Raw genomic sequence first — 23816 nt, forward strand, 5'->3', positions numbered from 1 at the left:
CTCGCGCAGTTCCCCGCGCCCCTTCGGTCGGCCGCGGCCACAGTCAGTTCAGCCGGAACGGGGGACAGCTCGGCAGGTGCGGGACCATTGCCGGGTGCGGCGCCGTCGTGGCTGGTCGCGCCGTTCCCCGCGGCCCTTTGGTTCTTTGGGGCGGCTGCCGGCTCGTTCGCTCCTACCCGGATTGGGGCTGCCCTGGTGGCTCAGCCGAGGTGGGGGTAGGTGCCGGCGAGGTAGTCGCCGATCTGCTGGCGCATGCTCTGGTGGATGTCGTACTGGTCCAGGTCGGCCGGCTGGACGAAGCGGACCCCGTCGGCCTCGTCGTTGATCGTGGGTGCTCCGCCGACGGGTCGGCCGATGTACGTGTTCTCGTACTGCTGGCGGATCTCGCCGTCGGTGTAGGCGACGATGTGGTTCGGATTGGTGTAGACGCCGAGGAAGCCGGTGATCTCCGCGATGATGCCGGTCTCCTCCAGGCACTCGCGTACCGCGCACTCGGCCGCGGTCTCGCCGATGTCCTGGGCCCCGCCGGGCAGCGCCCACTGGCCGGTGTCACGACGGCGCTGGAGGAGAATGGCGCCGGTCTCGTCGACGACGAGCAGGTTACTGGCCGGGATGAGGGTGTTCGCCTTCGGGGCGGCCGGGTCGTTGTAGTACTCAGTCCTGCCCACGGTGGGCGATCCTCTCCTGGTCGGGTGCCCAGGGTCGCGCGGCGGCCCAGACGGCGTCGAAGCTCTGAGCGTAGTTGTCGAACCACCCTGTGCGTACGGCGTGGTGTCGTGGAGCCGTACCGCGCACCCGGCTCGCCCCCGGCCCACCCGCCGAGCAGCCGTGGCGCCTACGTCTCCGTGACCGGTGGCAAGGTCTTCTGCGCGATCAGCGCTCCGACGCCGGCCTCGGGGGCTTACGGTGCCTTCCGGTGCCCGCGTCGAGCCTGGGCGTCGGCCCCGCGGCTGGGGGTTCACTGGCCTCGGGGTACAGAATGCGTTGCGCCTCGGCGAGGTTGGACGCGAACCCGTGGGGCTCCCAGGAGTGTCCGTTCCATCGCTGGATGGCACGCGGCGCATGGGGATTCAGATGCGAGCCCCTGGGGCCCTCAGCGGAGACGAGGGGTACTGCGCGAAGCCGACCGGCCTTGGCCCGCCGGCGTTCCGCCCGTCGACGGTTCTCGACGAAGTGCGCACCTGCCCGACCACCGGGGCCGGGCAGGTGCCGAACCGCAACGTCTTTGACGGCAACGGCCGTTGGGTCCACACCGACCAGACCGACGCGCCGGCCGTCGCCCGGCTGTGCTCGACCGCCTTCAACTACGTCTGGGAGCGGGGTATCCCACACGAGAAGTACGTCATCTGAAGAAGTCCGGTCCGTCAGTTCATGTCCACGACGCCGCTGTCCACCGCCCAGGCTGCCCGCGCGGCCATTGCCACCCGACTGGTCGAGATCAGGGAGGACGCGGGACTCACCGGGCATGAACTGGCGCAACGTTGCGGCTGGCACAAGTCGAAGTCGTCGCGCATCGCACGCGCCAAGACCGTTCCGTCCGATGCCGACATACGTGCATGGTGCCGGGCCTGCGGTGTGGAGGATCAGGCAGCGGCATCGTTCCCCAGCCGTGCTCGGGCTGTGCGCCTATGATCAGCCCCTGGTCAGTGGACATCGCTCCAGATCCCAGTACGGCCCTCGTCACCACGCCCTCGCCCCGCCTCCGCACTCGGCCCACAGCAGCTTGCCGCTCCTCTGCACGCCCAGCCCACGGAGCACCGACGCGCCCCACGCGTCCGCGCAGGCCCGCACGAGGGGCAGTCCGCGGCCGTGCTCGGCGTCCGGTGGGGGTGCCGGGGCGGCGGCGTTCGAGAAGCCGGGCGGGACGTGCGGGTCCGTGTCCCATACGGCCACGCGGAGACGACCGGGCTCGGCCGAGCGGAGCCGTAGGGCGTAGGGCCCTTTCGTGTGACTGTGCGAGTTGGCCAGCAGCTCCGCCGCCACGAGTTCCGCGGTGGTGGTGAACTCCGGCATCTCATGCGCGGCGAGAATCAGCCTGAGGGTGCCCCGTGCGATACCCGGTGCGCGTGGATCGTGCGGAAGGTGCAGGGTGTAGTTCCAGCAGGGGGATACGGTGGCCATCGGAAGTCTCCGGTCACTGAGGGGAGTTGGACAGGTGCCTGGTGTCTCCGCCGTGGCGTCCCACGGTGCGCTTCCAGGCGAGGCGCCCAGCAATGACGATAGGGGCATCGCAAAGCTGCTTTGCGAGCTTTCGAAGAATCTCGGTGCTATCTCCCTCATGTGGGTGACAAGCTCGCTGCACGCCCGCTAGGAGGAGGTCGCATGACGCCCAGGCCCGCGCCAACCGCGCGACGAGTCCGGCTCGCCACGGAGCTGCGCAAACTCCGCGAGAGGGCAGGTCTGAGTTCCACCGAGGCCGCACAGATGCTCGGCACCAGCTCGGGTCAACTCAGCAACGTGGAGTCGGCCAGGTTCGGGGTGAGCCCCGACCGCGTCCGGGCGATGGCCAACATCTACTCGTGCACGAACCAGCCCTACATCGACGCTCTCGTGGACATGGCCGCAGAGAAGACACGCGGCTGGTGGTGGGAGGCTTACCGCGAGGTGCTTCCGTCGGGGCTGCTCACCCTCGCCGAACTGGAGCACCACGCAACGGCCATCCGTACCGCCTTCACCGCTCACGTCCCGGGCATGCTCCAGACCGCCGAGCACGCCCGGGAGATCTTCAGCAAGGCGATCCCCGCTCCCACACCGCCGGAAGTGGAGCACCGTGTCTCGCACCGCATCAAACGCCAGGACGTAGTGTTCCGGGAGAACGCGAATCCGTACAGCACCGTCATCCACGAAGCTGCACTGCACATGCGGGTGGGCGGCCGGAGGGTGGCTCGCGACCAGCTCAGGCATCTGATCAGCATGAGCTTGCGGGACCACATCACCCTTCGGGTACTTCCCTTCGACGTCGGGGCGTTCCCGGGCTCGGGCCAGTCCATCAACTACCTGTGCGGTCCCGTACCTGAGCTTGACACTGTGCAGCTGGACCAGTTCCACGGTCCTCTACTGGTCTGCGCCGAGGCCCACTTGGAGAAGTACCGACGCCTCCTGGAGGTCGTAGGAGCCGCCGCCCTCAGCCCCGAGAAGTCCCGGGACCTGATCCATGCCATCGCCCAGAATCTGTAGTAGAGGAGCCAGTATGTCCACGCGCCGCTGGCGGAAGTCGTCGTACTGCCAAGAAGGGGAGGCCTGCGTCCACATATCCGCCACGCCCGCCGCCGTCCACCTCACCGATCGCCCCGCCCCGCCCCGTCCTGTCCTCACCACCAGCCCCGCTGCCTTCGCCGCCCTCCTCCACGCGCTGAAGTCCCGCGCTCCCCTGGCTCAGGTCACCGGGCGGTGATCCCGCGCAGAGCGGCGACCTGCCCGCACCGTACGGCCCCTTGTGCCGCTCGGCCCACGGCCCGCACCGCCACTGCGGATTCCCAGGTCACGATCTTCCTGGGCCGCCGCTGAGGTCGCGGGCCCAGCGCACCTCACCGTCCTGCCGCTCGTCGGTGGGTTCCAGACCGGCAGCGGCGGCGACGGCGGCGGACGCGTGGTGCCCGGGGTGCACATGCGCGACGATCCTGCGCACCGGCCGCAGGCCGAGCCAGCCGACGAGTCCACGGGCCGCCTCGGTGGCGATGCCCCGCCCCTGCCACGGCGTTCCCACCACCCAGGCCACCTCGGCGACCGGTCCCCCGTCGGCGGTGGCGATCGTCGCCTGGATGGTGCCGGTGAGCCGGACCTCGGCACGCAGCAGGACCACCCAGTTCAGCCAGGTGACGGCGGGGTCGGGGGAGCCCGCCGTCCACCGCCGGTAGCGTGCGCGCAGGTCCTGCGGGCCGGCCGGGGTGCCGCCGATGAAGGTGTGCAGGGCCGGGTCGGACAGCACGGCGGCCATCTCCTCGGCGTCCTCGACGCGCAGCGGACGCAGCTCCAGCCGACGGGTACGGATGATCTCGGCCTCGATGCCCATGGACCTACCTTCGCACGGGCCCGCGGGGGCGTACCGTCCGAGGAGGAACCCGTCCCGCCCACCCCCAGGAGACCCGGATGTCCGCACACTCCGAGACGAAGCACCGCATCGTGACCCGGTTCCAGCGTCATCTGGCCAATCCGCTCTCGCGGCGGCTTCCGTTGCAGACCGTGCTGGAGACGACGGGCCGCACCTCCGGACTGCCCCGGCGCACTCCGGTGGGCGGGCGGCGCGTCGGCGACTCGTTCTGGCTGGTCTCGGAGTTCGGCCTGAAGTCCCACTATGTACGGAACATCCAGGCCGATCCCCGGGTCCGGGTCCGGATCAGGGGCCGCTGGCACACCGGCACCGCGCACCTTCTGCCGGACGACGACGCCGTGGCCCGCCTGCGCGGCCTGCCCCGGCTGAACAGCGCCGCGGTGCGGGCGTTCGGCACGGACCTGCTGACGGTGCGGGTGGACCTGACCGACTGAGCGAGCCACCCACCCACTCGGCCCGCCCAGCCCGGCCGCCCAGCCCGGCTGCTCAGCCCCGCCGCCCAGCCCGGCTGCTCAGCCCCGCCGCCCAGCCCGACCGCCCAGCCCGGCCACTCGGCCTGCTCGGCCCGCCCAGCCCCGCCGCCCAGCCTGACTGCTCAGCCCGGCCACCCACCCACTCGGCCCGGCCGCCCAGCCCGGCTGCTCAGCCCCGCCGCCCAGCCCGGCCACCCGGCCCGGCCGCCCGACCGCTCGGCCCGGTCGCTCAGCCCCATCGCTCAGCCCGGCCACACCAGCGTCTGGACCTCGCTGTAGGCGTGCAGGGCGTAGGAGCCGACGTCCCGGCCCACCCCGCTCTTCTTGAACCCGCCGAACGGCGCCTCCATGTTGCGGCCGACGGTGTTGATGCCGACCCCGCCGGCCCGCAGCCGCCGGGCCACCCGGAACGCCCGCACCACATCCCCGGACCACACATAGTCGATGAGGCCGTAGTCGCTGTCGTTGGCGAGGCGGACGCCTTCTTCCTCGTCGTCGAAGGGGATCACCGCCACCACCGGGCCGAAGATCTCCTCCCGGGCCGCCCGCATGGCGTTCGTGCAGTCGGCCAGCAGCGTGGGCGCCACATAGAACCCGCTTTCCAGGGGCGGCCGTTCGCCGCCCGCCACCACTCTCGCGCCCTCCTTGCGAGCCAGTTCGACGTACGACTCCACCCGGTCCCGGTGCCCGGCCGAGATCACCGGACCCACCACCGTGTCCGGCTCCCCGGGGTCCCCCACCTTCAGCCGGGCCGCGTACGCCGCGAGCCCGGCGACCAGCCGCTCGTACACCCCGCGCTGCGCCAGCACCCGGGTCGGCGCGGTGCAGATCTGCCCGCTGTAGAAGGAGAACGTGGTGCCGATCCCGGCGACCGCCGAGGCGAGGTCCGCATCGTCGAAGACGAGGGCCGCGCCCTTGCCGCCCAGCTCCATCAGCTGCCGTTTCATCGCGCGCCCGCACGCCTCGGCGATGCGCTGCCCGACGGCCGTGGACCCGGTGAAGCTCACCATGTCGACGTCGGGGGACTCCACGACGGCCTCGCCCACCGCCACCGAACGCCCCGAGACGACGTTCACCACCCCGGGCGGCGCGCCCGCCTTGGCCAGCGCGCCCGCCATCCGGTACACGGACAGCGGGTCCTGCGGGGCCGGTTTCACGACCACCGTGTTGCCCATCGCGAGCGCCGGGGCGACCTTCCCCGCCGGGTTCGCCCACGGGTTGTTGTAGGAGGTGACGCAGGCGACGACGCCCACCGGCTGGCGCACCGCGAGCGCGCCGAGCACGCCGGCCGGCGCCATCGGGCCCGCCTCGCTGATCTGCGGCGCGATCGCCCACTCGGTCTCCTCCACGCGCGCGTAGCGGCGGAACCGGGCCGCCGCCACCGCCACCTGCATTCCGCGCGCCGTGGCGGTCGTCGCGCCGGTCTCCGCGCGGGCCAGGTCGGCGTACGGGACCAGCCGGCCGCGGATGATGTCGGCGGCCCGCGCGAGCACGGCCGCCCGTTGCCGCGGCGGCGTCCGCGACCAGGGGCCGAACGCCTCGCGGGCCGCGGCGCAGGCCGCGAGCGCCTGGTCCGGTGTCGCCTCCGGGGCCAGGCCCACGGTCCGTTCCGTCGCCGGGTCGAGCACCGGGTAGTGGCCGGCGGCCGGTTCGGTCCAGTCGCCGCCGACGAACAGCCGCTGCCGCTCGGGCGGGCCGTTCACTTGGTGGCCACCGTCTCGGTGTCCCGGCCCGAGCGCAGCACCCGGCCGGGCACGGCGCCGCTCACCACGTCGTCGCGGATCACCTCGACGCCGCCCACCCAGACCGCCCGGACGCCGATCGCCCTGGAGTCCAATCGTGGGCTGTCACCCGGCAGATCGTGCACCAAGGTGGCCCGGCCCGCGTCGATCCGCTCCGGGTCGAACAGCACCAGGTCGGCATGCCAGCCCTCGCGTATCCGTCCGCGCTCGCGCAGCCCGAACAGCCGCGCCGGGTCGTCCGTCAGCATCTTCACGGCCGCCTCCAGACCGACCAGCCGGCGTCCGCGCAGGCAGTCGCCGAGGAAGCGGGTCGTGTACGGGGCGCCGCACATGCGGTCCAGGTGGGCGCCCGCGTCGGAGCCGCCGAGCAGCACGTCCGGGTGCCGCCAGGTGTCCGCCCGCAGCGCCCAGGAGGCCGGGTCGTTGTCGGTGGGCATGGGCCACAGGACCGTACGCAGATCGTCGGCCGCGCAGATCTCCACCAGGCACTCGAACGGCTCCTGGCCCCGCTCCCGGGCCAGGTCACGGACCACCCGTCCGGTCAGCTGGCGGTTGCGTGGGCTGTAGGTGTCGCCGATGACGTACCGCCCGAAGTCCGTCAGCCGCCGGAAGACGCCCGCCTCCTTGGACTGCGCGCGCCGCAGCATGCCGGCCCGCACGGCCGCATCGCGCAGCCGGGCGATGCGTTCGGGCACCGGCAGGCCCAGGATCTCGCCCCAGCCGGGGATCAGGTTCAGGGCGCAGAAGGTGCCCAGGGACATGTTCATCGGTGTGAGGATCGGCATGGTCAGTGCCACCACCCGGCCGCCCGCGTCGCGGGCCCGTTCGCTCGCCGAGAGCTGGCGCGGCACCCGTTCGGGCACGGCGGCGTCCACGGTCAGGACGTTCCAGTTCAGGGGCCGTCCGGCGGTCGCGCTCAGCTCTACGAGCAGGTCGATCTCCGGGTCGCTGAACCGGTCGAGGCAGCCGGCGACGATCGCCTCGATCTGGGTGCCCTCGTGCTCGCCGACGGCGCGGGCCAGGGCCAGCAGTTCGGCGGGCCGGGCGTGCCGGGACGCCACCGGCTGTCCGTCGCCGTCGGAGTGGGTGCCGGACTGGGTGGTGGACAAGCCCCAGGCGCCGGCGTCCATGGCCTCGTGGAACAGGCGGACCATACGGGCGAGTTGGCCGTCGGTCGGCTGTCCGCCCACCGCGTCCGGGCCCATCACATGGCGGCGCAGTGCGCAATGGCCGGCCATGAAGCCCGCGTTGACAGCGATGCGGCCCTCCAGGGCGTCCAGGTAGTCGCCGAAGGTGTGCCAGTTCCAGGGCGCGCCCTCCTTGAGGGCCACCAGGGACATGCCCTCGACCCTGGCCATCATGCGGCGGGTGTAGTCGGCGTCGTCGGGCCGGTCCGGGTTCAGCGGGGCCAGCGTGAACCCGCAGTTGCCCGCGGCCACCGTGGTCACCCCGTGGTTCAGCGAGGGCGTCGCGTAGGGGTCCCAGAAGAGCTGGGCGTCGTAGTGCGTGTGCGGGTCGACGAACCCGGGCGCGAGCACGAGCCCGGCGGCGTCCTCACTGCTGCGGGCCTCCTCCCTGACGGCACCGACGGCGCCGACGACGGCGATACGCCCGTCCCGTATCCCGACATCGGCGGCGTACCCGGGCGCCCCGGTCCCGTCGACGACGGTCGCACCTTTCACGAGATGATCAAGCATGGGGCTCCCTCCTCATTTCCCGGCGCACCGAGGTGCCCCGCAAGGGGCGCGGGGAACTGCGCGACCAGCCACAACGCACCCGCGGCCCGCGACGACGCTCACGTGGCAGCCGAAACCGCCAAGCCGCCGCAGCCCGCGGCAGCGATCACGCCGCCCGGAATCGGGACGTCCGGTGCACAGGATCCGTGTCGATCCGCGGAATCACCTGCTCACCGATCAGCCGGATCGTCTGCAGGGTCTGCTCCTTGGGCACCCCCACCGGCAGCCCGAAGCTCAACTGGTCGGCCCCCGCCTGCTCCCACCGCTTGCACTGGGTGCGCACCTCGTCCGGATCACCGCAGATGAGTAGTTCCTCCTCGATGAGGATCTCGATGAACTCGGCGGTGTACTCGGGCAGCGTCTCGGGCCACACGGGGAAGCCGTCGGGCCGCGGGAAGGTGTCGTGGTAGCGGAAGACCAGCGAGGGCAGATAGTGCAGCCCCCCGTGCACGGCGATCTCGATCGCCTCCGCGTGCGTGGGCGCGCAGATCGCGGTCGTCGTCACCATCACGTTGTCGTTGACGAAGTCACCGATCGGTTCGGCGTTCACGATCGCCGTCTTGTACTGCTCCAGCACCCACTCCATGTCGGAGACCTTCTGCACGCTGAAGCCGAGGACGCCGAGGCCCTTCTTCGCGGCCATGGCGTACGAGGGCGGGGACCCGGCCGCGTACCACATCGCCGGGTGCGACCTCCCGTACGGCTTGGGGAGCACCTTCCTGGGCGGCAGCGACCAGTGCTTGCCCTGGAAGCCCTCGTACTCGTCCTGGAGCCACATCTTCGGGAACTCGGCGATGGTCTCCTCCCAGATCTCCTTGGTGTGGTTCATGTCGGTGATGCCGGGCAGGAAGCCGAGGATCTCGTGGCTGCCGGCGCCCCGGCCGCTGCCGAACTCGAAGCGGTTGCCGGTGAGGTGGTCGAGCATGGCGACCTTCTCGGCCACCTTGACCGGGTGGTTGACCTGGGCGAGCGGGTTGAAGATGCCCGAGCCGAGGTGGATGCGTTCGGTGGCGTGGGCGAGGTAGCCGAGGAAGACGTCGTTGGCGGACAGGTGCGAGTACTCCTCCAGGAAGTGGTGTTCGGACGCCCAGGCGTACTTGAAGCCGGAGCGGTCCGCCTGGATGACGTACTCGGTCTCCTCCATCAGCGCCTTGTGCTCGGCGAGCGGATCGGTCTCGGCACGCTTGCCCACGTATCCCTGTACAAAGAGCCCGAATTCCAAGGAGGTTCACCGTCCCCTGTCGTTCCGCTCATCTGACGCTACGTCAGATCTGGCTTGTCGCCCGACTGTGGCACCGGGCACATGGACCGTCAAGAGCTGACGGCTCGTCAGCTACAGAGACGAGGCGGTCAGATGGGGCGGTCAGACGACCGAGACCCCCGCGAGCCATCCGCCGTCGATCACGAACGGCTGCCCGGTGACATAGGAGGAGTCCGCGCAGCTGAGGAACAGCGCCAGCCGGGCCACCTCCTGCGGCCGCCCGATCCGCCCGAGCGGCACCAGCTTGCGGTACAGCTCGTCCAGCGCCCGGCTCGTCTCCTGCGCGTCGGCCGCCGGATCCAGCCGGGCCGGGTTGGACATCGCCGTGTCGATCGCCCCGGGGCACACCGCGTTGACCCGGATCCGCCGGTGCGCCAGCTCCAGCGCGGCCACCCGGGTGAGCCCGAGGATCGCGTGCTTGGTGGCGGCGTAGGTGCCCACCGCCGCCATCCCGGTCATCGCCGTGTAGGACGCGGTGTTCACGATGGTGCCCCCGTCCTCCATCACGGGCGCGACCGTCCTGATGCCGAGGAAGCAGCCGACCTGATTGACCCGGACGACCTGCATGAACTCGTCCAGCGGCGTGTCCACCAGGGCGTTGAAGCGCAGGATGCCGGCGTTGTTGACCAGCCCGTCGATATGCCCGTACGCCTCCTTGGCGGCGGCCACCGCGGCCCGCCAGCCCTCCTCCTGGCCCACGTCGAGGTGGACGTACAGCGCGCCCAGCTCCTCGGCCAGCGCCCGCCCCTGGTCGTCGAGGACATCGGCGATGACGATCTCGGCGCCCTCCGCCCTGAAGAGCCGGGCCTCCTGCTCGCCCTGCCCGCGTGCCGCGCCGGTGACGAGCACCACGCGTCCGTCCAGCTTGCCCATGCCCACTCCTAGAGGTCGGGGGCCACGTCGGCGCCGAACGCGGCCATCTGGTCGGTCAGTTCGGTGCGGCTTCGGCAGCGGAACCGCACCTGGATCTGGTCCACGCCCATCGCCGGGTAGGCCCGCAGCGACTCGGCGAGGGCGTCCGGGGGGCCGCTGAGGGTCCGGCGGCCCACGTCCCAGGCGGGCCGGCCGACGTACAGCGGCTCGGTGAGGGCGCCCACGGTCAGGGGCGCCGCGATGCCCGCCTCGGCGCGCGTCCGGCGCAGCCCGGCGATCAGGCCGGGCAGCCGGTCGCGCGGATCGCCCTGCGGCAGCCAGCCGTCGCCCTTGAGGGCGGCCCTGCGCAGGGCGGCCGGCGAGGACCCGCCGATCCAGACGGGCACCCGCTCCTGGGCGGGCCGGGGCCGCTGCCCCAGCCCCTCGAAGTCGTACACCTCGCCGTGGTGCACGGGGAACTCCTGTGGGCCGAGCGCGGCCCGCAGGGCGTCCACGCACTCGTCCAGCACGGCCCCGCGGCGCCGGAAGTCGGCGCCCAGCACGACGAACTCCTCCGCCACGTGCCCGGCGCCGACGCCCAGGATCAGCCGCCCGCCGGAGAGGTGGTCGAGGGTCGCGTACTGCTTCGCCGTCAGCAGGGGGTGGCGCAGACCCACGATCGCCACATGGCTGAGCAGCCGGGTGCGGGTGGTGACGGCGGCCAGATGGGCGAGCGTGGCCACCGGGTCGTACCAGACGGTGCCCATCGCCGGGGCCAGCCGGCGCGGTACGGCGACATGGTCGCAGCAGGCGATGTAGGCGAAGCCGGCGCGGTCCGCGGCGCGGGCGGTCTCGACCAGGTCGCCGGGGCCCGCGCCGGCCTCCCAGCGCTCCGCGTACAGAGTGCTCTGGGACTGGACGGGCAGTTGGATGCCGTACGCGACGCTCATCGCGGGCCCGCCCAGCGGCCGTCCTCGGTCAGCCCCAGCAACTCGATGGCGTTGCCCCGTACGATCCGCTCGACGACGTCGGGCGCCAGATGGCCCATCTGGGCCTCGCCGACCTCGCGGGACTTCGGCCAGGTGGAGTCGGAGTGCGGGTAGTCCGTCTCGTACAGGACGTTGCCGGCGCCGATCGCGTCCAGGTTGCGCAGCCCGAACGCGTCGTCGAAGAAGCAGCCGTAGACGTGTTCGGCGAACAGCTCGGACGGCGGCCGGTGGACCTTCTCCGCGACCCCGCCCCAGCCGCGGTTCTCCTGCCACACCACGTCGGCGCGCTCCAGGATGTAGGGGATCCAGCCGATCTGCCCCTCCGCGTACATCACCCTCAGATGGGGAAAGCGCTCGAACTTGCCGCTCATCAGCCAGTCCACCATCGAGAAACAGCAGTTGGCGAAGGTGATCGCGGAACCGACGGCGGGCGGGGCGTCGGCGGACGTGGAGGGCATACGGCTGCTGGAGCCGATGTGCATCGCCACCACCGTGCCGGTCTCGTCGCAGGCGGCGAGGAACGGGTCCCAGTCGTCGGTGTGCACCGACGGCAGCCCCAGGTGCGGGGGTATCTCCGAGAAGGCGACCGCCCGCACGCCGCGGGCCGCGTTGCGCCGGACCTCCTCGGCGGCCAGCCGGGCGTCCCACAGCGGGATGAGGGTGAGCGGTACCAGCCGCCCCCGGGCGACGGGCCCGCACCACTCCTGCACCATCCAGTCGTTGTAGGCGCGCACGCACAGCAGCGCGAGGTCGCGGTCGGCGGCCTCGGTGAAGGTCTGGCCGCAGAAGCGGGGGAAGGTGGGGAAGCAGAGCGCGGACTGCACGTGGTTGACGTCCATGTCGTCGAGCCGCCGCGACACGTCGTACGACCCGGCGCGCATCTGCTCGTATGTGATCACCTCCAGCCTGATGTCGTCCCTGCTGCAGCCGACCGCGGTGTCCAGGCGGGTCAGCGGGCGGTGCAGGTCCTCGTACACCCACCAGTCGCCCACCGGGCCGTCGTCGCCCGGCGCGCCCATGACGGGCCTGAACCGGCCGCCGAGGAACGACATCTCCTTCAGCGGCGCGCGCACGATCCTGGGGCCGGTGTCGCGGTACTTGCTGGGGAGCCGGTCCTGCCAGACGTTCGCCGGCTCAACGGTGTGGTCGTCCACGGAGATGATCTCCGGGAAGGGGGCTGAAGGTCGGGTCTGCATGGCGCTCACCGTAGCGCCGATCTGACGGCCCGTCAGCTTCCGTGGACGGGGCCGGGGCCGGAGGACCGCGCGGAACCGTGCGAAGAGGACGTGAGGAGGTTGTGGACTCCCGCGCGCCCGCCTGTGATCGCCGTCTCCCACGGCTGACGCATCCGCCCCCTACAAGGCAAACTGACGTAGTTGTTCGGGATGCCTAGGGGGACGAACGCATGGACGGTGGACCGCGAGTACCGGAGCAGCGGCGTCCCGGCTCCTCGGCCCAGGAGCCGGCGCTGCGCTTCAGCGTGCTCGGTCCGGTGCGCGCCTGGCACGACGGGGAGCCGCTCGCCACCGGCTCCCCGCAGCAGCGCGCCCTGCTCGCCGCCCTGCTGCTGCGCGGCGGCAGGACGGCGACCGCACCGGAACTGATCGACGCGCTCTGGGGCACCGAGCCGCCCCTTCAGGCCCTCGCCGCCGTACGCACGTACGCCTCGCGTCTGCGCAAGGCGCTCGGCCCCGGCGTCCTGGTCAGCGAGTCGGGCGGCTACGCGGTGCGCGGCCTCGGCGAGGGCGCCCTGGACCTGGCGGTGGCGCAGGACCTCGTGGCCGAGGCGGACAAGGCCCGCGCCCTGGGCGATCTGTGCCACGCCCGGGACGTGCTGGACCGGGCGCTCGCCCTGTGGGACGGCGAGCCGCTGGCGGGCGTGCCCGGCCCGTACGCCGACGCGCAGCGGGTACGGCTGGAGGAGTGGCGGCTGCAACTCCTCGAATCCCGCCTCGACATGGACCTGGAACAGGGCTGCCACGCGGAGGCCGTGTCGGAACTGACCGCGCTCACGGCGGCGCACCCGCTGCGTGAACGCCTGCGCGAACTGCTGATGCTGGCCCTCTACCGCAGCGGCCGGCAGGCGGAGGCCCTAGCCGTGTACGCCGACACCCGGCGGCTGCTCGCCGAGGAACTCGGCGTCGACCCGCGGCCCGGCCTGCGCGACCTCCAGCAGCGCATCCTCCAGGCCGACCCGGCCCTCGCCGAGCCCTCCGCGCCGCTCGCCGAGCCCGCGCCCGTCCCGCTGCGCCCCGCCCAACTCCCGGCCACCGTGCCCGACTTCACCGGCCGTGCCGCCTTCGTCACCGAACTGAGCCAGATCCTCGCCTCCGCCTCCAAGGCCGAGGGCCGGGTGATGGCCGTCTCCGCGCTCGCCGGGATCGGCGGCGTCGGCAAGACCACCCTGGCCGTGCACGTGGCCCACCGGACGCGGGCCGCCTTCCCCGACGGGCAGCTGTACGTCGACCTACAGGGCGCCGGGCCGCGGGCCGCCGAGCCGGAGACCGTCCTCGGCTCGTTCCTCAGGGCGCTCGGCACGCCGGACACGGCCGTCCCCGACTCGCTGGCGGACCGGGCCGCGCTGTACCGGTCGGTGCTGGACGGCCGGCGGGTCCTGGTGCTCCTGGACAACGCCCGCGACGCGGCGCAGGTACGGCCGCTGCTGCCCGGCACGGAAGGCTGCGCCGCGCTGGTCACCTCCCGCGTGCGGATGGTGGACCTGGCCGGTGCGCATCTGGTGGACCTGGACGTGATGTCCCCGGACGAGGCGCTGGCCCTGTTCACGAAGATCGTCGGGGCGGAGCGGGTCGCCGCGGAGCGCAAGGCCGCGCTGGACGTCGTGGCGGCCTGCGGCTTCCTGCCCCTGGCGATCCGCATCGCCGCGTCCCGGCTGGCCTCCCGGCGCACCTGGACGGTGTCCGTCCTCGCGGCGAAACTCGCGGACGAACGCCGCCGGCTGGACGAACTCCAGGCCGGCGACCTCGCGGTGAAGGCGACGTTCGAACTCGGCTACGGCCAGCTGGAACCGGCCCAGGCCCGGGCGTTCCGCCTGCTGGGCCTCGCGGACGGCCCGGACATCTCGCTCGCGGCGGCGGCAGCCGTACTGGACCTGCCCCCGGACGCCACCGAGGACCTGCTGGAGTCCCTGGTGGACACCTCGCTCCTGGAGTCCGCGGCCCCCGGCCGCTACCGCTTCCACGACCTGGTCCGGCTGTACGCCCGCGCCTGCGCGGAACGCGACGAGCACCCGCCGAGCGAGCGGGACGCGGCGATGTCGCGGCTGCTGGACTTCTACCTGGCGTCGACCGCGCAGGTGTACGCCATCGAGCAGCCCCGGGACCGGCTGATCGACGACCTGGAACCCACCCGCTATCCCGGGCTGAGCTTCACCGAGGGGGCGGCGGCCCTCGACTGGTTGTACACGGAGGCCGGGCCGCTGCTGGCCTGCGTACGGCAGGCGGCGGGAACCGGCCGGCTGCGCCGGGCGGTCGATCTGCTGTGGGTGGCCAAGGACCTGACCGAGTCGGGGGCCGGCTCGTACCAGTACGAGATGACGGCGCGGGCCACCTGTGAGGCCACCCGGGCCATGGGGGACGAACGGGCCGAGGGCAGGGCCCGTACGGTGCTCAGCGATGTGCTCCTGGTCTCCGGCCGTATCGAGCAGTCGGAGGACGAGGCCCGGGTCGCCATGCGACTCGCCGAGGCCATGCAGGACGCGACGGCCGTCAGCTGGGTGGCCAACAACCGGGGGCTCATCTGTCTGCACCAGAACCGGTTCGCCGAGGGCAAGGTCTTCTTCGACCAGGCGCTCGAAGGTCTGCGGGCGGCGGGGAACCGGCCGTTCGAAGCCACCGTCCTGGGCAACCTGTCCCGTGCCTACCTGGGGATGGGCGATACCGTCAAGGCGGTGGAGATCGCGCGGCGCGGGCTCGCGGCCCACAGTGAGATCGGCCGTTCGGTGCGCCTCGCCAACAGTCGTTTCGCGCTCGGGGTCGCCCTGAACCAGGCCGGCCGTCATGCCGAGGCGCTCGACGAGTTCTCGGAGGCCCTGCGCATCTTCAACGACCACCGGCAGCGGCTGTGGGAGGGCGTGACCAACTTCCGTGTCGCACAGGTGCATCTCGCCAGGTGTCGCCTCGCGCAGGCGGCCCAGCACGCCGAACAGGCGCTCGCCCTGGGCTGCATCGGCGGCGACCGGATGCGCGGCAACGTCCTGACGCTCCTGGGACGGGTGCTGAGCGAACTGGGGCAGGTGGACCGGGCCAGGGCCTGTTGGCGTGAGGCGCTCAACCTCTACGAACAGTGCGGCGCACCGGAGGCCGACACCGTGCGCCCGCTCCTCGCACCCGCCTCCGCGGCGTGACCGAGGTGCCTCACGGAGGTGCCTCACGGAGGTGCCTCACGGAGGTGCCTCACGGAGGTGCCTTCCGCGGTGGTTCGCGGGCGTTCAGCGTTCGTTTATCGCCACCCGGCATCCTCGTTCCTGTCAGACCGTCGCGTCGGGGGGCAGATGGTCTGATCTGGAGCCCGACCGGTTAATCTGCGGCTCCGAGCGCCCGTCCGGCAGCCCTCGGGGGAGCTTCCGGACGGGCGTTCCTCACTCGTCACCGAACAGAGGGATTCAGGCCCATGAGCGACCAGAAGCAGGACGCGACCGTCGCGAAGAAGAACAACGCGATGCCCACGCCGCCCGCCGCCGACGAGGCGATCACCACACTCAACAACGCCATGCCCAGCGAGCCCGCCAAGGAAGAGACGATCAGCACGCTCAACAACGCCATGCCGGCGCCGCCCGCGCTGGACCTGGACGACAAGTAGACCTTTCCTCCGGACGGGGACCGGCCGCGGCGGCACGGAGGGGAGCCGCCGCGGCCGAGGCGTGCTGGTGGGCGGGCGGCCCAGGCGTGTCCGGGAGCGGGCGGCCCAGGCGCGTCCCGGGATCGGGCGGCCCAGGCGTGTCCGGGAGCGGGCGGCCCAGGCGTGTCCGGGGGCGGGCAGCCGGAGGCACGTCCGGGAACGGGCGGCCGGAAGCACGTCCGGGAACGGGCGGCCCAGGCGTGTCCGGGGGCGGGCAGCCGAGGCGTGTCCGGGAACGGGCAGCCGGAGGCAGGAGCGGGCGGCCGGAGGCACGTCCGGGAGCAGGCAGCCGGAGGCACGTCCGGGAGCGGGCGGCCGGAGGCATGTCCAAGGGCGGGCGGCCGGAGGCATGTCCAAGGGCGGGCGGCCGGAGGCACGTCCGGGAGCAGGCAGCCGGAGGCACGTCCGGGAGCAGGCGGCCGGAGGCATGTCCAAGGGCGGGCAGCCCAGGCACGTCCGGGAGCAGGCGGCCAGAGGCGCGTCCCGGGAGCAGGCAGCCGGAGGCACGTCCGGGAACGGGCAGCCCAGGCGTGTCCGGGAACGGGCGGCCGGAGGCACGTCCGGGGGCGGGCGGCCGTGCGGGCTCTCAGCGGGCGCGGAGTTCGGCCTTCAGTATCTTGCCGCTTGCGTTGCGTGGCAGGGCGCCGAGGAACTGGACCGTTCTCGGCACCTTGTAGTTGGCCATTTCGCGGCGGGACCAGGCGATCAGGTCGTCGGCGGTGAGATGGGCGCCCGGGCGGCGGACCACGAACGCCTTGCCGACCTCGCCGAGCCGCGGGTCGGGGACGCCGATCACCGCCGCGTCGGCCACATCCGGGTGCAGGGCGAGGAGTTGCTCGATCTCGGCCGGGTAGGCGTTGAAGCCGCCGACGATGAACATGTCCTTCAGCCGGTCGGTGATGCGCAGATTGCCGGCGGCGTCGAGGACGCCCACATCGCCGGTGCGCAGCCAGCCGTCCGCCGTCATCGCCTCGGCCGTCGCCGCCGCGTCCCGGTAGTAGCCGCGCATCACATGGAAGCCCTGGACCAGCACCTCACCGGGGGTGCCGGCGGGCACCGGTGTGCCCGCCGGGTCCACGACCCGGACCCGGGTGCCGGGGATCGCCCGGCCCGACGTCGAGGCGATCACCGTCGGCGGGTCGCCGCGGCGGCACATCGTCGCCATGCCGCTCGCCTCCGAAAGACCGTACGCCGTCAGCACCGTCCGCACGCCGAGTTCGCCGCGCAGCCGCTCCACCAGCCGCAGCGGGACGACCGCCGCGCCCGTCACCACCAGACGCAGCGCCGACAGGTCGTGGCCGGCCCGGCCCGGGTGGTCGAGCAGCGCCTCAAGGAGGGTCGGCGGGCCGGGCAGCACGGTGACCCGTTCCGCGGCGAGGTTCGCCAGCGCCGTGTCCACGTTGAACACCGGCTGCGGAATCATCGTCGCGCCCCGTGTGAGACAGGCGATCACGCCCGCCTTGTAGCCGAAGGTGTGGAAGAAGGGGTTGACGATGAGGTAGCGGTCGCGGGCGCGCAGACCGGCCAGGCCCGCCCAGATGTCGTAGGCGCGCAGTGTCTGCCCGTGGGTGATCATCGCCCCCTTGGGGCGGCCCGTGGTCCCCGAGGTGAAGACGATGTCGGACAGGCTGCTGCCGTCCAGGCGCCGCGCACGCGCGGTCAGTTCGGCCCGGCCCACGCCCTTGCCGCCCACCAGGAAGTCCTGCCAGGTGCAGAAGTCGGCCGGGGCGTCGCCGGCGAGAACCACCACCTGTGCCAGCTCGGGCAGTCCGGGCAGCGGTCCCGCGGTCCCCTCGCCGCCGGCCGCCGCCCGCCGCAGCGACGCCACGTACGAGGTGCCGAGGAAGGTGCCGGTCACGAACAGCAGCCGGGCCCCGCTGCGACGCAGCACGTCCGCCGCCTCGGCGCCCTTGAAGCGGGTGTTGAGCGGGACGAGGACCGCACCGGCGGACACCGCGCCCAGCGCCGCCACGATCCAGTCGAGGGAGTTGGGCGCCCAGATCGCCACCCGGTCGCCGATGCCGGTGCCTGCGGCGAGGCAGGCCGCCGCCGCACGGTCGACGCGGGCGCCGAGTTCCGCGTACGAGACGCGGGTGCGGCCGTCGACCACGGCCTCGGTGTCCGCGTACCGCTCGGCCGCCGCTCGCACCAGGTCAGGAATGCTGCCCCACCGCATGTCACCGCGCACAACCGGCCTCCCCGAGCCTCCCGACGCATAGCTGACTGACCGTCAGATTAGCGGTAGCCTGACGGGCTGTCAGCACAGCGGCGGACCGGCCCTTTCGACGGTCGGCGGCCACCGGGCGAAGGGGCGGGCACCATGGCGGGAAACGGTCTGAAGGACGCCACCGCGATCGTCGGCATCGGGCAGACGCCGTTCGCCCGGCACCTTGCGGAGGACGAGAAGACCCTCGCCTGCCGGGCCGTGCTCGCCGCCCTCGACGACGCCGGGATCGCACCCGGCGAGGTCGACGCCCTCGCCTCCTACACCATGGAGGAGACCGACGAGGTCGAGCTGGCCAAGGCCGTCGGGCTCGGCGACCTCACCTTCTTCAGCAAGGCCGGGTACGGCGGCGGCGGTTCCTGCGCCACCGTCGCCCATCTCGCCACCGCCGTCGCCGCCGGACAGGCCACGGTCGGAGTCGCCTGGCGGTCCCGCAAACGCGGCAGCGGCCCCCGCCCCTGGACCGACACCACGGCCCAGCTCCCCACCCCCGCCCAGTGGACCCGCCCCTACGGGCTACTGCGCCCGGTGGACGAGATCGCCCTGCTCGCGCGCCGCTACATGCACGAGTACGGCGCGACCCGCGACCACCTCTTCAATGTCGCGCTCGCCTGCCGCAACCGCGCCAACCAGAATCCGGCGGCCGTGATGTACGAACGGCCGCTGACCCGCGAGATGTACATGACCTCCCGGTGGATCAGCGAACCGCTCTGCCTCTTCGACAACTGCCTGGAGACCGACGGGGCGCTGGCCTGCGTCGTCGTCTCCCGCGAGCGCGCCCGGGACTGCCGGCGCGCCCCCGTCTATGTCCACTCCGCCGCCCAGGGCCTGCCCGCCCAGCACCACGGCATGGTCAACTACTGGACCGACGACCCCCTGACCGGCCCGGCCTGGACCGCCGCCCGGCACCTGTGGAAGCACGCCGACCTCACCCCGGACGACATCGACGTCGCCCAGATCTACGACGCGTTCACCGCGCTCATCCCGCTCTCCCTGGAGGGGTACGGCTTCTGCGGGCGGGGCGAGGGCGGCGCGTTCACCGAGGGCGGCGCGCTGGAGATCGGCGGGCGGCTGCCCGTCAACACCGGGGGCGGCGGGCTGTCAGAGGCGTATGTGCATGGCTTCAACCTGATCACCGAAGGCGTGAGACAACTGCGCGGGACCAGCACCGCCCAGATCCCGGGGGCCGCCGCCTGCCTGGTCACGGCCGGCGAGGGCGTGCCCACCTCCGCCCTCCTTCTGACGAACAGGAGTTGACACCGCTGTGCTGACCCCCGTCACCGACACCGACGGCGCCCCCTTCTGGGAGTACGCCGCCCGGGGCGAACTCCGCGTCCAGACCTGCGCCGACTGCGGCGAGCCCCGGTTCCCGCCCCGCCCCTGCTGCCCGCACTGCCAGTCCTTCGGCCACGAGTGGCGGGCGGCCTCGGGGCGCGGGCGCGTGTGGTCGTATGTGCTGCCCCATCCGCCGCTGCTGCCCGACTACGCCGCCCGGGCGCCGTACAACGTGGTCGTGGTCGAACTCGACGACGCGCCGCGCATCCGGCTCGTCGGGAACCTGGTCGCCGGGCCGGGGGCGCCGCTCGACTCCGTACCGGCGGAGCGGATCCGGATCGGGGCCCGGGTGCAGGTCGTCTTCAGCACCCTGGACGACGGCACCTGTCTGCCCCAGTGGACCCTGGAGCGCCCATGACCGCGGTCCGCGTCAGCGCGGAGCCGGACACCGGCGTCGCCGTCGTCACCCTGGACCGGCCGGCCCGGCTCAACGCCATCGACCTCGCCATGGCCGACGAACTCGTCGCGGCCTGGCGGGCGTTGCGGTTCGACGACACCGTACGGGCACTCGTCCTGACCGGGGCCGGTGAGCGGGCCTTCAGCACCGGGATCGACCGGGACGCCGTGGTGCCGCAGCCCTCGTCGCCGTATATGCAGGACGATCCGCTGCTCGGGATCGGCCCGAAGGCGAACGACCTGTGGAAGCCGGTCGTCGCGGCCGTGCGCGGGATGGCCTGCGGGGGCGCGTTCTATCTGCTCGGGGAGGCCGACTTCGTCGTCGCCGACCCGACCGCCGTCTTCTTCGACCCGCACACGGCCTACGGCATGGTCAGCGCCTATGAGTCGGTGCTGATGGCCCAGCGGATGCCGTTCGGGGAGGTCGCCCGGATGATGCTCATGGGCAGCGCCGAGCGGATCTCCGCGCGGCGGGCCCACGAGATCGGCCTGGTCTCCGAACTGACCGAGCCCGGCGGGGCGTTGGCCGCCGCGCGGGCCTGCGCCGCGGTCATGGCCGGGTATCCGGCCGAGGCGGTGCAGGGGACGGTGCGGGCGCTGTGGGCCGCCCGGGAGGCCGCACTGGCCCAGGGATTCGCCCAAGCCCCACACCTCGTCTCCCTCGGCAACCTCCCCACACACCGCCAGGCAGAACTGTTCGCCACCCGCCGCTCCGGGAAGTTCCGCACCCGCTGAGATCCGGCCCCGCCGCGACCGACCGGGGTCAGCCGACAGCCGGGACGGCCGGGGCAGCCGGGGCGGTCGGGGTCAGCCGACAGCCGGGACGGCCGGGCCGGCCGGGCCGGCCGGGGTCAGCCGACGGGCGGGGCGGCCGGGCTGGCCGGGGTCAGCCGACAGCCGGGACGGCCGGGCCGGTCGGGGTCAGCCGACGGGCGGACGGTCGGGCCGGTCGGGGTCAGCCGACAGCCGGGACGGCCGGGGTCAGCCGACGGGCGGACGGTCGGGGCGGTCGGGGTCAGCCGACGGGCGGGGCGGTCGGGGCGGTCGGGGTCAGCCGACGGGCGGGGCGGTCGGGTGCGGGTCGCACCGGCCGACCCGGGCCGCGAGGGCGGAGCCGGCGACGTACACGTTCACGGTGACCGTGTCGTACGCGGACACGTCGACCTCCTCGACCTCGGAGGCGATCCGTTTGCCGCGCGCGTTCTCGAAGTCGACGGTGACCGCGAACGTCCCCGGTGTGCCATGGGGGTTCTCGACCTCGACGGTCGCGTACGGCGCCTTCTTCGACGCGCAGCGCAGCAGTTTCACCGTCGCGTCCGCCGACGTCGGCGCCGGCGCCGTCGTGCCGGTGCTGGTGCCGCCGCTGCCGTAGCCGTCGTCGCTGTCGTAGGTGTCATCGTCGTCGTAGCGGTCCCGGTACGAGCCGGAGCCGCCGGACGAGGACGACGACGTGTCGTGGTCCTGGCTGGAACTGCTGCAACCGCCCCCGCCGTCGCTGTCGCTGTCGCTGTGGTGGTGACCGCGGCCGTGACGTCCCGTGGAGAATCCGGTCAGCGAGAGGATGACCAGCACCGATACCGCTGTGAGTTTGAGCGTGTGCCCCCGTGACTGCATGCCGCCACCCTAACGACCCATCTGTCACGCCCATGTCACCATATGGTGACCGTGCGACAGGGCTCGGCCGTCAGAGCTTCGGTCTTCGAGCATCCGAGTGACGAGGCCGGGCATCGTGCTGGACGAGGTGGGGGCACGCAGGATCTCGCCGCGGATGTCGCGGGGGACGATCGTCCCGGCGATCTGGGTAACGAGGGAGTCATCGTCGTAGCAGCGGCCCAGCCATCGGGGGTCATCAGGAAGGACCGGCCGCCACGCGGTGGGGCCGGGGCCGTGAACCGCTTCGAAGAATCCGCTGCGCAGGAACTCGTGCCGGGGCACCGTCTCCACCCGCGCGGAAGGGCCACAGCGCGATTGGAGGAGCGAGCGGCCCCGCCCGCGAGGCGGCGAGCGGGGGCACTCAAGCGAGGATGAGCAGCGCGTCAGCCGCCGGCGGCAGCAGCCACGGCAGACGGTCCGGGGAAGTCCTCGGGCAGCGCGTCCATGAACAGTTCGTCCACGGGCTTGCCGAGCCAGTAGCCCGACTGCCGGAGCCGGCCGGACGGGCGGAACCCTGCCTTCTCGTACGCCGCGATTCCGTTGGGCTCCAAGACCTTGAGCCACACCATGCGCAGGTGCGCGAGATGGAACGCCCAGTCCAGCGTGAGCCGAGCCGCTTCCGCGGCGAGGCCCTTGCCGCGTTCCTCGGGGGCGAGCACGATCACGAACTCGGCGGTGCGCACGTAGGTGTTGACTTCCAGAATCGTCATTCCCACGGGGGTGTTGCCGTCCAGCCGCACCACTTCGAACTGTTGGAAGCGCTCGTTGCCCCGCTGCCGCTCGTATCCGGCGGCGCGGACCTCCCACGCCTGTGCCCACTGGTTCCCGTACCCGAGGATGGTCCGGGCGTCGTTCTCCCATGCGTGGTACGTGGGCAGCATGTCTTGGCGGGGCATTGCGAGGGCGAGCAGTTCGCCGCGTAGCAGGATGTGCGGGTCACTCACGGTCGTACTCCTCTGTCGGCCCGTGCCAAGCCGGGCCCGTCTGGTGTGTAGGTGGGGGTGTAGAGAGCGGTGTCCGCCGGTTCTTCGACGGGTTCCCCTTCCGGGTCGGCTATCCAGGCGTGCAGCCGTACGGGGTCGAGTGCCACCCCGTGGCACCACTCGGCGCGGTGTCGAGCCACCGTCAGCAAGAGGGCTGCAGCGGCCGAGTCCTCCAGGCACGCCCTGCGCATCGGCAAGAGCCGCGCTGCCCAGCGAACCGCGCGCACAGCGTAGCGAGCCTGAGAGGTCGTGGCCGGGGGCAAATCGCGTCCCGCACAGGCGAGCCGCACGAGTCGGGAGAACCTGTTACGACGCGGACCGACCGTCCATGTCGCGGCGGTGGCGAGCACGACCGGCACAGCAGCGACCCGCCACCGAATCGGAATCGACGTCGGCTCCGACGGCCGGCTGTTCGACAGTTCCCCACGACAGGCCGGTATCGGGAAGCGTGACGACCGTCGCGCCCATGGCCGCGGCAGCGTCGGAAGCGGGGCGCCACGGTCCACCTCGCCGTCGCCCAGCTCCACCAAGGCGACGCCGAGCATGCCTGCGCCTCCGCAGAGGGCGTCTTCGACCTGATGTCCGGCAGCCCGCTGCCCGGCCGCCTCCGGGTCCTGCTCGGCGACTTCTATCGTGGCCTTCTCACCCATGCGCCGTCCGCCAAGGTGGCGCGGGAGTGGGCCGACCGGTACCGATCCGAATGGAGCGCCCGTTGACCACGGCAGTTCAGCTACGCCGCTACGGCCATGCCGACCTTCCCGGCATCCGGCAGACCCTGCTCGACGTTCACGCCGACGCCTACGCCGACAGGCGCCACGAGGAGTTCGTGCAGCGGTTCCCCTGGTTCGTGGACCACTGGGGCGGCCGGGAAGAGTTCGCGTGTGTGGTCGCCTACGCAGAGGGCGAACCCATCGGGTTCACCTACGGGGCGCCCGGCGAGCCGGGCCGCGAATGGTGGCGTGAGTACCTGGACGAGGAGCCCGCCGATGCGTCCACGTTCTCCGTCTCCGAACTCATGCTCAGGCCGAAGTGGCGCAAGCAGGGTCTCGGGGAGCAGTTGCATGCCGCGCTGCTCGCCGACCGGCCAGAGGCGCTTGCCGTGCTCACCGTCGACACCGAACGCCCACGCTTGCAGGCACTGTACGAGAGCTGGGGATACCGGAAGGTCGGTGAGCGTCAGCCGTTCCCGGACTCTCCGCTGTACGCCGTGATGCTCAAGGAACTCAGGCCCGCGGCCTGACCCCGCACCACTGCGGCACGCCCC

Annotated in this window: 26 protein-coding genes and 1 pseudogene; 12 read left to right on the forward strand and 15 right to left on the reverse strand. The window is 72.4% G+C overall.

Annotated elements, in window-relative coordinates:
* Window positions 1-200: 200 nt before the first annotated feature.
* Window positions 201-668: an NUDIX hydrolase gene (locus tag ABT245_RS34390; RefSeq protein ID WP_351741491.1), complete on the reverse strand. Its 468-nt coding sequence runs from the start codon at window positions 666-668 to the stop codon at window positions 201-203.
* A gap of 205 nt (window positions 669-873) precedes the next feature.
* Window positions 874-1251, reverse strand: a complete 378-nt coding sequence (locus ABT245_RS34400) for a DUF6087 family protein (protein ID WP_351741494.1) — start codon at window positions 1249-1251, stop codon at window positions 874-876.
* Here ABT245_RS34400 and ABT245_RS34405 point away from each other — a divergent pair.
* Both ABT245_RS34405 and ABT245_RS34410 read left to right on the forward strand, forming a co-directional pair.
* Window positions 1207-1350 carry a DUF6879 family protein gene (locus ABT245_RS34405; protein WP_351741497.1) on the forward strand — a complete coding sequence of 48 codons (144 nt, stop codon included), beginning with the start codon at window positions 1207-1209 and terminating at the stop codon, window positions 1348-1350. The genes ABT245_RS34400 and ABT245_RS34405 overlap by 45 nt on opposite strands.
* A 21-nt stretch (window positions 1351-1371) precedes the next feature.
* Window positions 1372-1593, forward strand: a pseudogene (locus tag ABT245_RS34410) (helix-turn-helix domain-containing protein); the annotation flags it as partial.
* Window positions 1594-1680: 87 nt separating this feature from the next.
* Here the strand turns inward: ABT245_RS34410 and ABT245_RS34415 are convergent.
* Entirely contained in the window at window positions 1681-2121 is a 441-nt protein-coding gene (locus tag ABT245_RS34415; protein ID WP_351741499.1) for an ATP-binding protein, read from the reverse strand.
* A 201-nt stretch (window positions 2122-2322) separates the two neighbouring features.
* Here ABT245_RS34415 and ABT245_RS34420 point away from each other — a divergent pair, with 201 nt between their 5' ends.
* Both ABT245_RS34420 and ABT245_RS34425 read left to right on the forward strand, forming a co-directional pair.
* Window positions 2323-3177 carry a Scr1 family TA system antitoxin-like transcriptional regulator gene (locus ABT245_RS34420; protein WP_351741501.1) on the forward strand — a complete coding sequence of 285 codons (855 nt, stop codon included), beginning with the start codon at window positions 2323-2325 and terminating at the stop codon, window positions 3175-3177.
* A gap of 13 nt (window positions 3178-3190) precedes the next feature.
* Complete coding sequence (locus ABT245_RS34425) at window positions 3191-3394, forward strand: DUF397 domain-containing protein (RefSeq protein WP_351741504.1); 204 nt, start codon at window positions 3191-3193, stop codon at window positions 3392-3394.
* An 87-nt stretch (window positions 3395-3481) separates the two neighbouring features.
* On the opposite strand, the gene ABT245_RS34430 is transcribed toward ABT245_RS34425, so the two are convergent.
* Window positions 3482-4012 (reverse strand): GNAT family N-acetyltransferase, encoded by a 531-nt coding sequence (locus ABT245_RS34430; RefSeq protein WP_351741507.1) that lies wholly within the window; start codon window positions 4010-4012, stop codon window positions 3482-3484.
* A 77-nt stretch (window positions 4013-4089) separates the two neighbouring features.
* Here ABT245_RS34430 and ABT245_RS34435 point away from each other — a divergent pair, with 77 nt between their 5' ends.
* Entirely contained in the window at window positions 4090-4485 is a 396-nt protein-coding gene (locus ABT245_RS34435) for a nitroreductase family deazaflavin-dependent oxidoreductase (protein ID WP_351741510.1), read from the forward strand.
* A gap of 281 nt (window positions 4486-4766) precedes the next feature.
* Here the strand turns inward: ABT245_RS34435 and ABT245_RS34440 are convergent, their stop codons facing one another.
* The 6 genes from ABT245_RS34440 to ABT245_RS34465 form a co-directional block, all read right to left on the reverse strand.
* Window positions 4767-6227, reverse strand: coding sequence for an aldehyde dehydrogenase family protein (locus ABT245_RS34440; RefSeq protein ID WP_351741512.1), 1461 nt, complete (start codon window positions 6225-6227; stop codon window positions 4767-4769).
* Window positions 6224-7963: an N-acyl-D-amino-acid deacylase family protein gene (locus tag ABT245_RS34445; protein ID WP_351741515.1), complete on the reverse strand. Its 1740-nt coding sequence runs from the start codon at window positions 7961-7963 to the stop codon at window positions 6224-6226. Before ABT245_RS34445 ends, ABT245_RS34440 begins: the two co-directional genes overlap by 4 nt.
* 145 nt (window positions 7964-8108) lie before the next feature.
* Window positions 8109-9224 carry an LLM class flavin-dependent oxidoreductase gene (locus tag ABT245_RS34450; protein WP_351741518.1) on the reverse strand — a complete coding sequence of 372 codons (1116 nt, stop codon included), beginning with the start codon at window positions 9222-9224 and terminating at the stop codon, window positions 8109-8111.
* 141 nt (window positions 9225-9365) lie between these two features.
* The gene (locus tag ABT245_RS34455) at window positions 9366-10136 is read right to left on the reverse strand and encodes an SDR family NAD(P)-dependent oxidoreductase (protein WP_351741520.1); all 771 of its coding nucleotides are present in this window, start codon (window positions 10134-10136) and stop codon (window positions 9366-9368) included.
* An 8-nt stretch (window positions 10137-10144) separates the two neighbouring features.
* Window positions 10145-11065: a TIGR03619 family F420-dependent LLM class oxidoreductase gene (locus ABT245_RS34460; RefSeq protein ID WP_351741523.1), complete on the reverse strand. Its 921-nt coding sequence runs from the start codon at window positions 11063-11065 to the stop codon at window positions 10145-10147.
* Window positions 11062-12300 carry an amidohydrolase family protein gene (locus ABT245_RS34465; RefSeq protein WP_351741526.1) on the reverse strand — a complete coding sequence of 413 codons (1239 nt, stop codon included), beginning with the start codon at window positions 12298-12300 and terminating at the stop codon, window positions 11062-11064. Before ABT245_RS34465 ends, ABT245_RS34460 begins: the two co-directional genes overlap by 4 nt.
* Window positions 12301-12509: 209 nt before the next feature.
* Here ABT245_RS34465 and afsR point away from each other — a divergent pair, with 209 nt between their 5' ends.
* Window positions 12510-15467 (forward strand): SARP-family global regulator AfsR, encoded by a 2958-nt coding sequence (afsR, locus tag ABT245_RS34470; protein ID WP_351741529.1) that lies wholly within the window; start codon window positions 12510-12512, stop codon window positions 15465-15467.
* Between the two features lie 266 nt (window positions 15468-15733).
* A complete protein-coding gene (afsS, locus tag ABT245_RS34475; RefSeq protein WP_351741532.1) occupies window positions 15734-15922 on the forward strand; it encodes a regulatory protein AfsS in 189 nt (62 codons plus the stop codon).
* Between the two features lie 625 nt (window positions 15923-16547).
* Here afsS and ABT245_RS34480 read toward each other — a convergent pair.
* On the reverse strand, window positions 16548-18149 hold the full coding sequence (locus tag ABT245_RS34480; RefSeq protein ID WP_351741534.1) for a FadD3 family acyl-CoA ligase: 1602 nt from the start codon (window positions 18147-18149) through the stop codon (window positions 16548-16550).
* Between the two features lie 132 nt (window positions 18150-18281).
* Here ABT245_RS34480 and ABT245_RS34485 point away from each other — a divergent pair, with 132 nt between their 5' ends.
* The 3 genes from ABT245_RS34485 to ABT245_RS34495 are packed head-to-tail and all read left to right on the forward strand — an operon-like array spanning window position 18282 to window position 20651.
* Window positions 18282-19442 (forward strand): lipid-transfer protein, encoded by a 1161-nt coding sequence (locus ABT245_RS34485; RefSeq protein ID WP_351741536.1) that lies wholly within the window; start codon window positions 18282-18284, stop codon window positions 19440-19442.
* Between the two features lie 7 nt (window positions 19443-19449).
* Window positions 19450-19878, forward strand: coding sequence for a Zn-ribbon domain-containing OB-fold protein (locus tag ABT245_RS34490; protein ID WP_351741539.1), 429 nt, complete (start codon window positions 19450-19452; stop codon window positions 19876-19878).
* Entirely contained in the window at window positions 19875-20651 is a 777-nt protein-coding gene (locus tag ABT245_RS34495; protein WP_351741542.1) for an enoyl-CoA hydratase/isomerase family protein, read from the forward strand. Before ABT245_RS34490 ends, ABT245_RS34495 begins: the two co-directional genes overlap by 4 nt.
* A 315-nt stretch (window positions 20652-20966) precedes the next feature.
* On the opposite strand, the gene ABT245_RS34500 is transcribed toward ABT245_RS34495, so the two are convergent.
* From ABT245_RS34500 to ABT245_RS34515, 4 genes are all read right to left on the reverse strand, one after another.
* Complete coding sequence (locus tag ABT245_RS34500; protein WP_351741544.1) at window positions 20967-21530, reverse strand: hypothetical protein; 564 nt, start codon at window positions 21528-21530, stop codon at window positions 20967-20969.
* A gap of 24 nt (window positions 21531-21554) precedes the next feature.
* Window positions 21555-21851, reverse strand: coding sequence for a hypothetical protein (locus ABT245_RS34505; RefSeq protein ID WP_351741547.1), 297 nt, complete (start codon window positions 21849-21851; stop codon window positions 21555-21557).
* Between the two features lie 101 nt (window positions 21852-21952).
* Window positions 21953-22513 carry a GNAT family N-acetyltransferase gene (locus ABT245_RS34510; protein ID WP_351741549.1) on the reverse strand — a complete coding sequence of 187 codons (561 nt, stop codon included), beginning with the start codon at window positions 22511-22513 and terminating at the stop codon, window positions 21953-21955.
* The gene (locus tag ABT245_RS34515; RefSeq protein ID WP_351741575.1) at window positions 22510-23097 is read right to left on the reverse strand and encodes a lasso peptide biosynthesis B2 protein; all 588 of its coding nucleotides are present in this window, start codon (window positions 23095-23097) and stop codon (window positions 22510-22512) included. The genes ABT245_RS34510 and ABT245_RS34515 overlap by 4 nt, the downstream gene beginning before the upstream one ends.
* A 33-nt stretch (window positions 23098-23130) precedes the next feature.
* Here ABT245_RS34515 and ABT245_RS34520 point away from each other — a divergent pair, with 33 nt between their 5' ends.
* A complete protein-coding gene (locus ABT245_RS34520) occupies window positions 23131-23268 on the forward strand; it encodes a hypothetical protein (protein WP_351741578.1) in 138 nt (45 codons plus the stop codon).
* The gene (locus ABT245_RS34525) at window positions 23253-23792 is read left to right on the forward strand and encodes a GNAT family N-acetyltransferase (RefSeq protein WP_351741552.1); all 540 of its coding nucleotides are present in this window, start codon (window positions 23253-23255) and stop codon (window positions 23790-23792) included. Before ABT245_RS34520 ends, ABT245_RS34525 begins: the two co-directional genes overlap by 16 nt.
* The last annotated feature ends 24 nt before the right edge of the window (window positions 23793-23816 follow it).

The organism is Streptomyces sp. NPDC001508, from assembly GCF_040298665.1.
Taxonomy (GTDB): domain Bacteria; phylum Actinomycetota; class Actinomycetes; order Streptomycetales; family Streptomycetaceae; genus Streptomyces.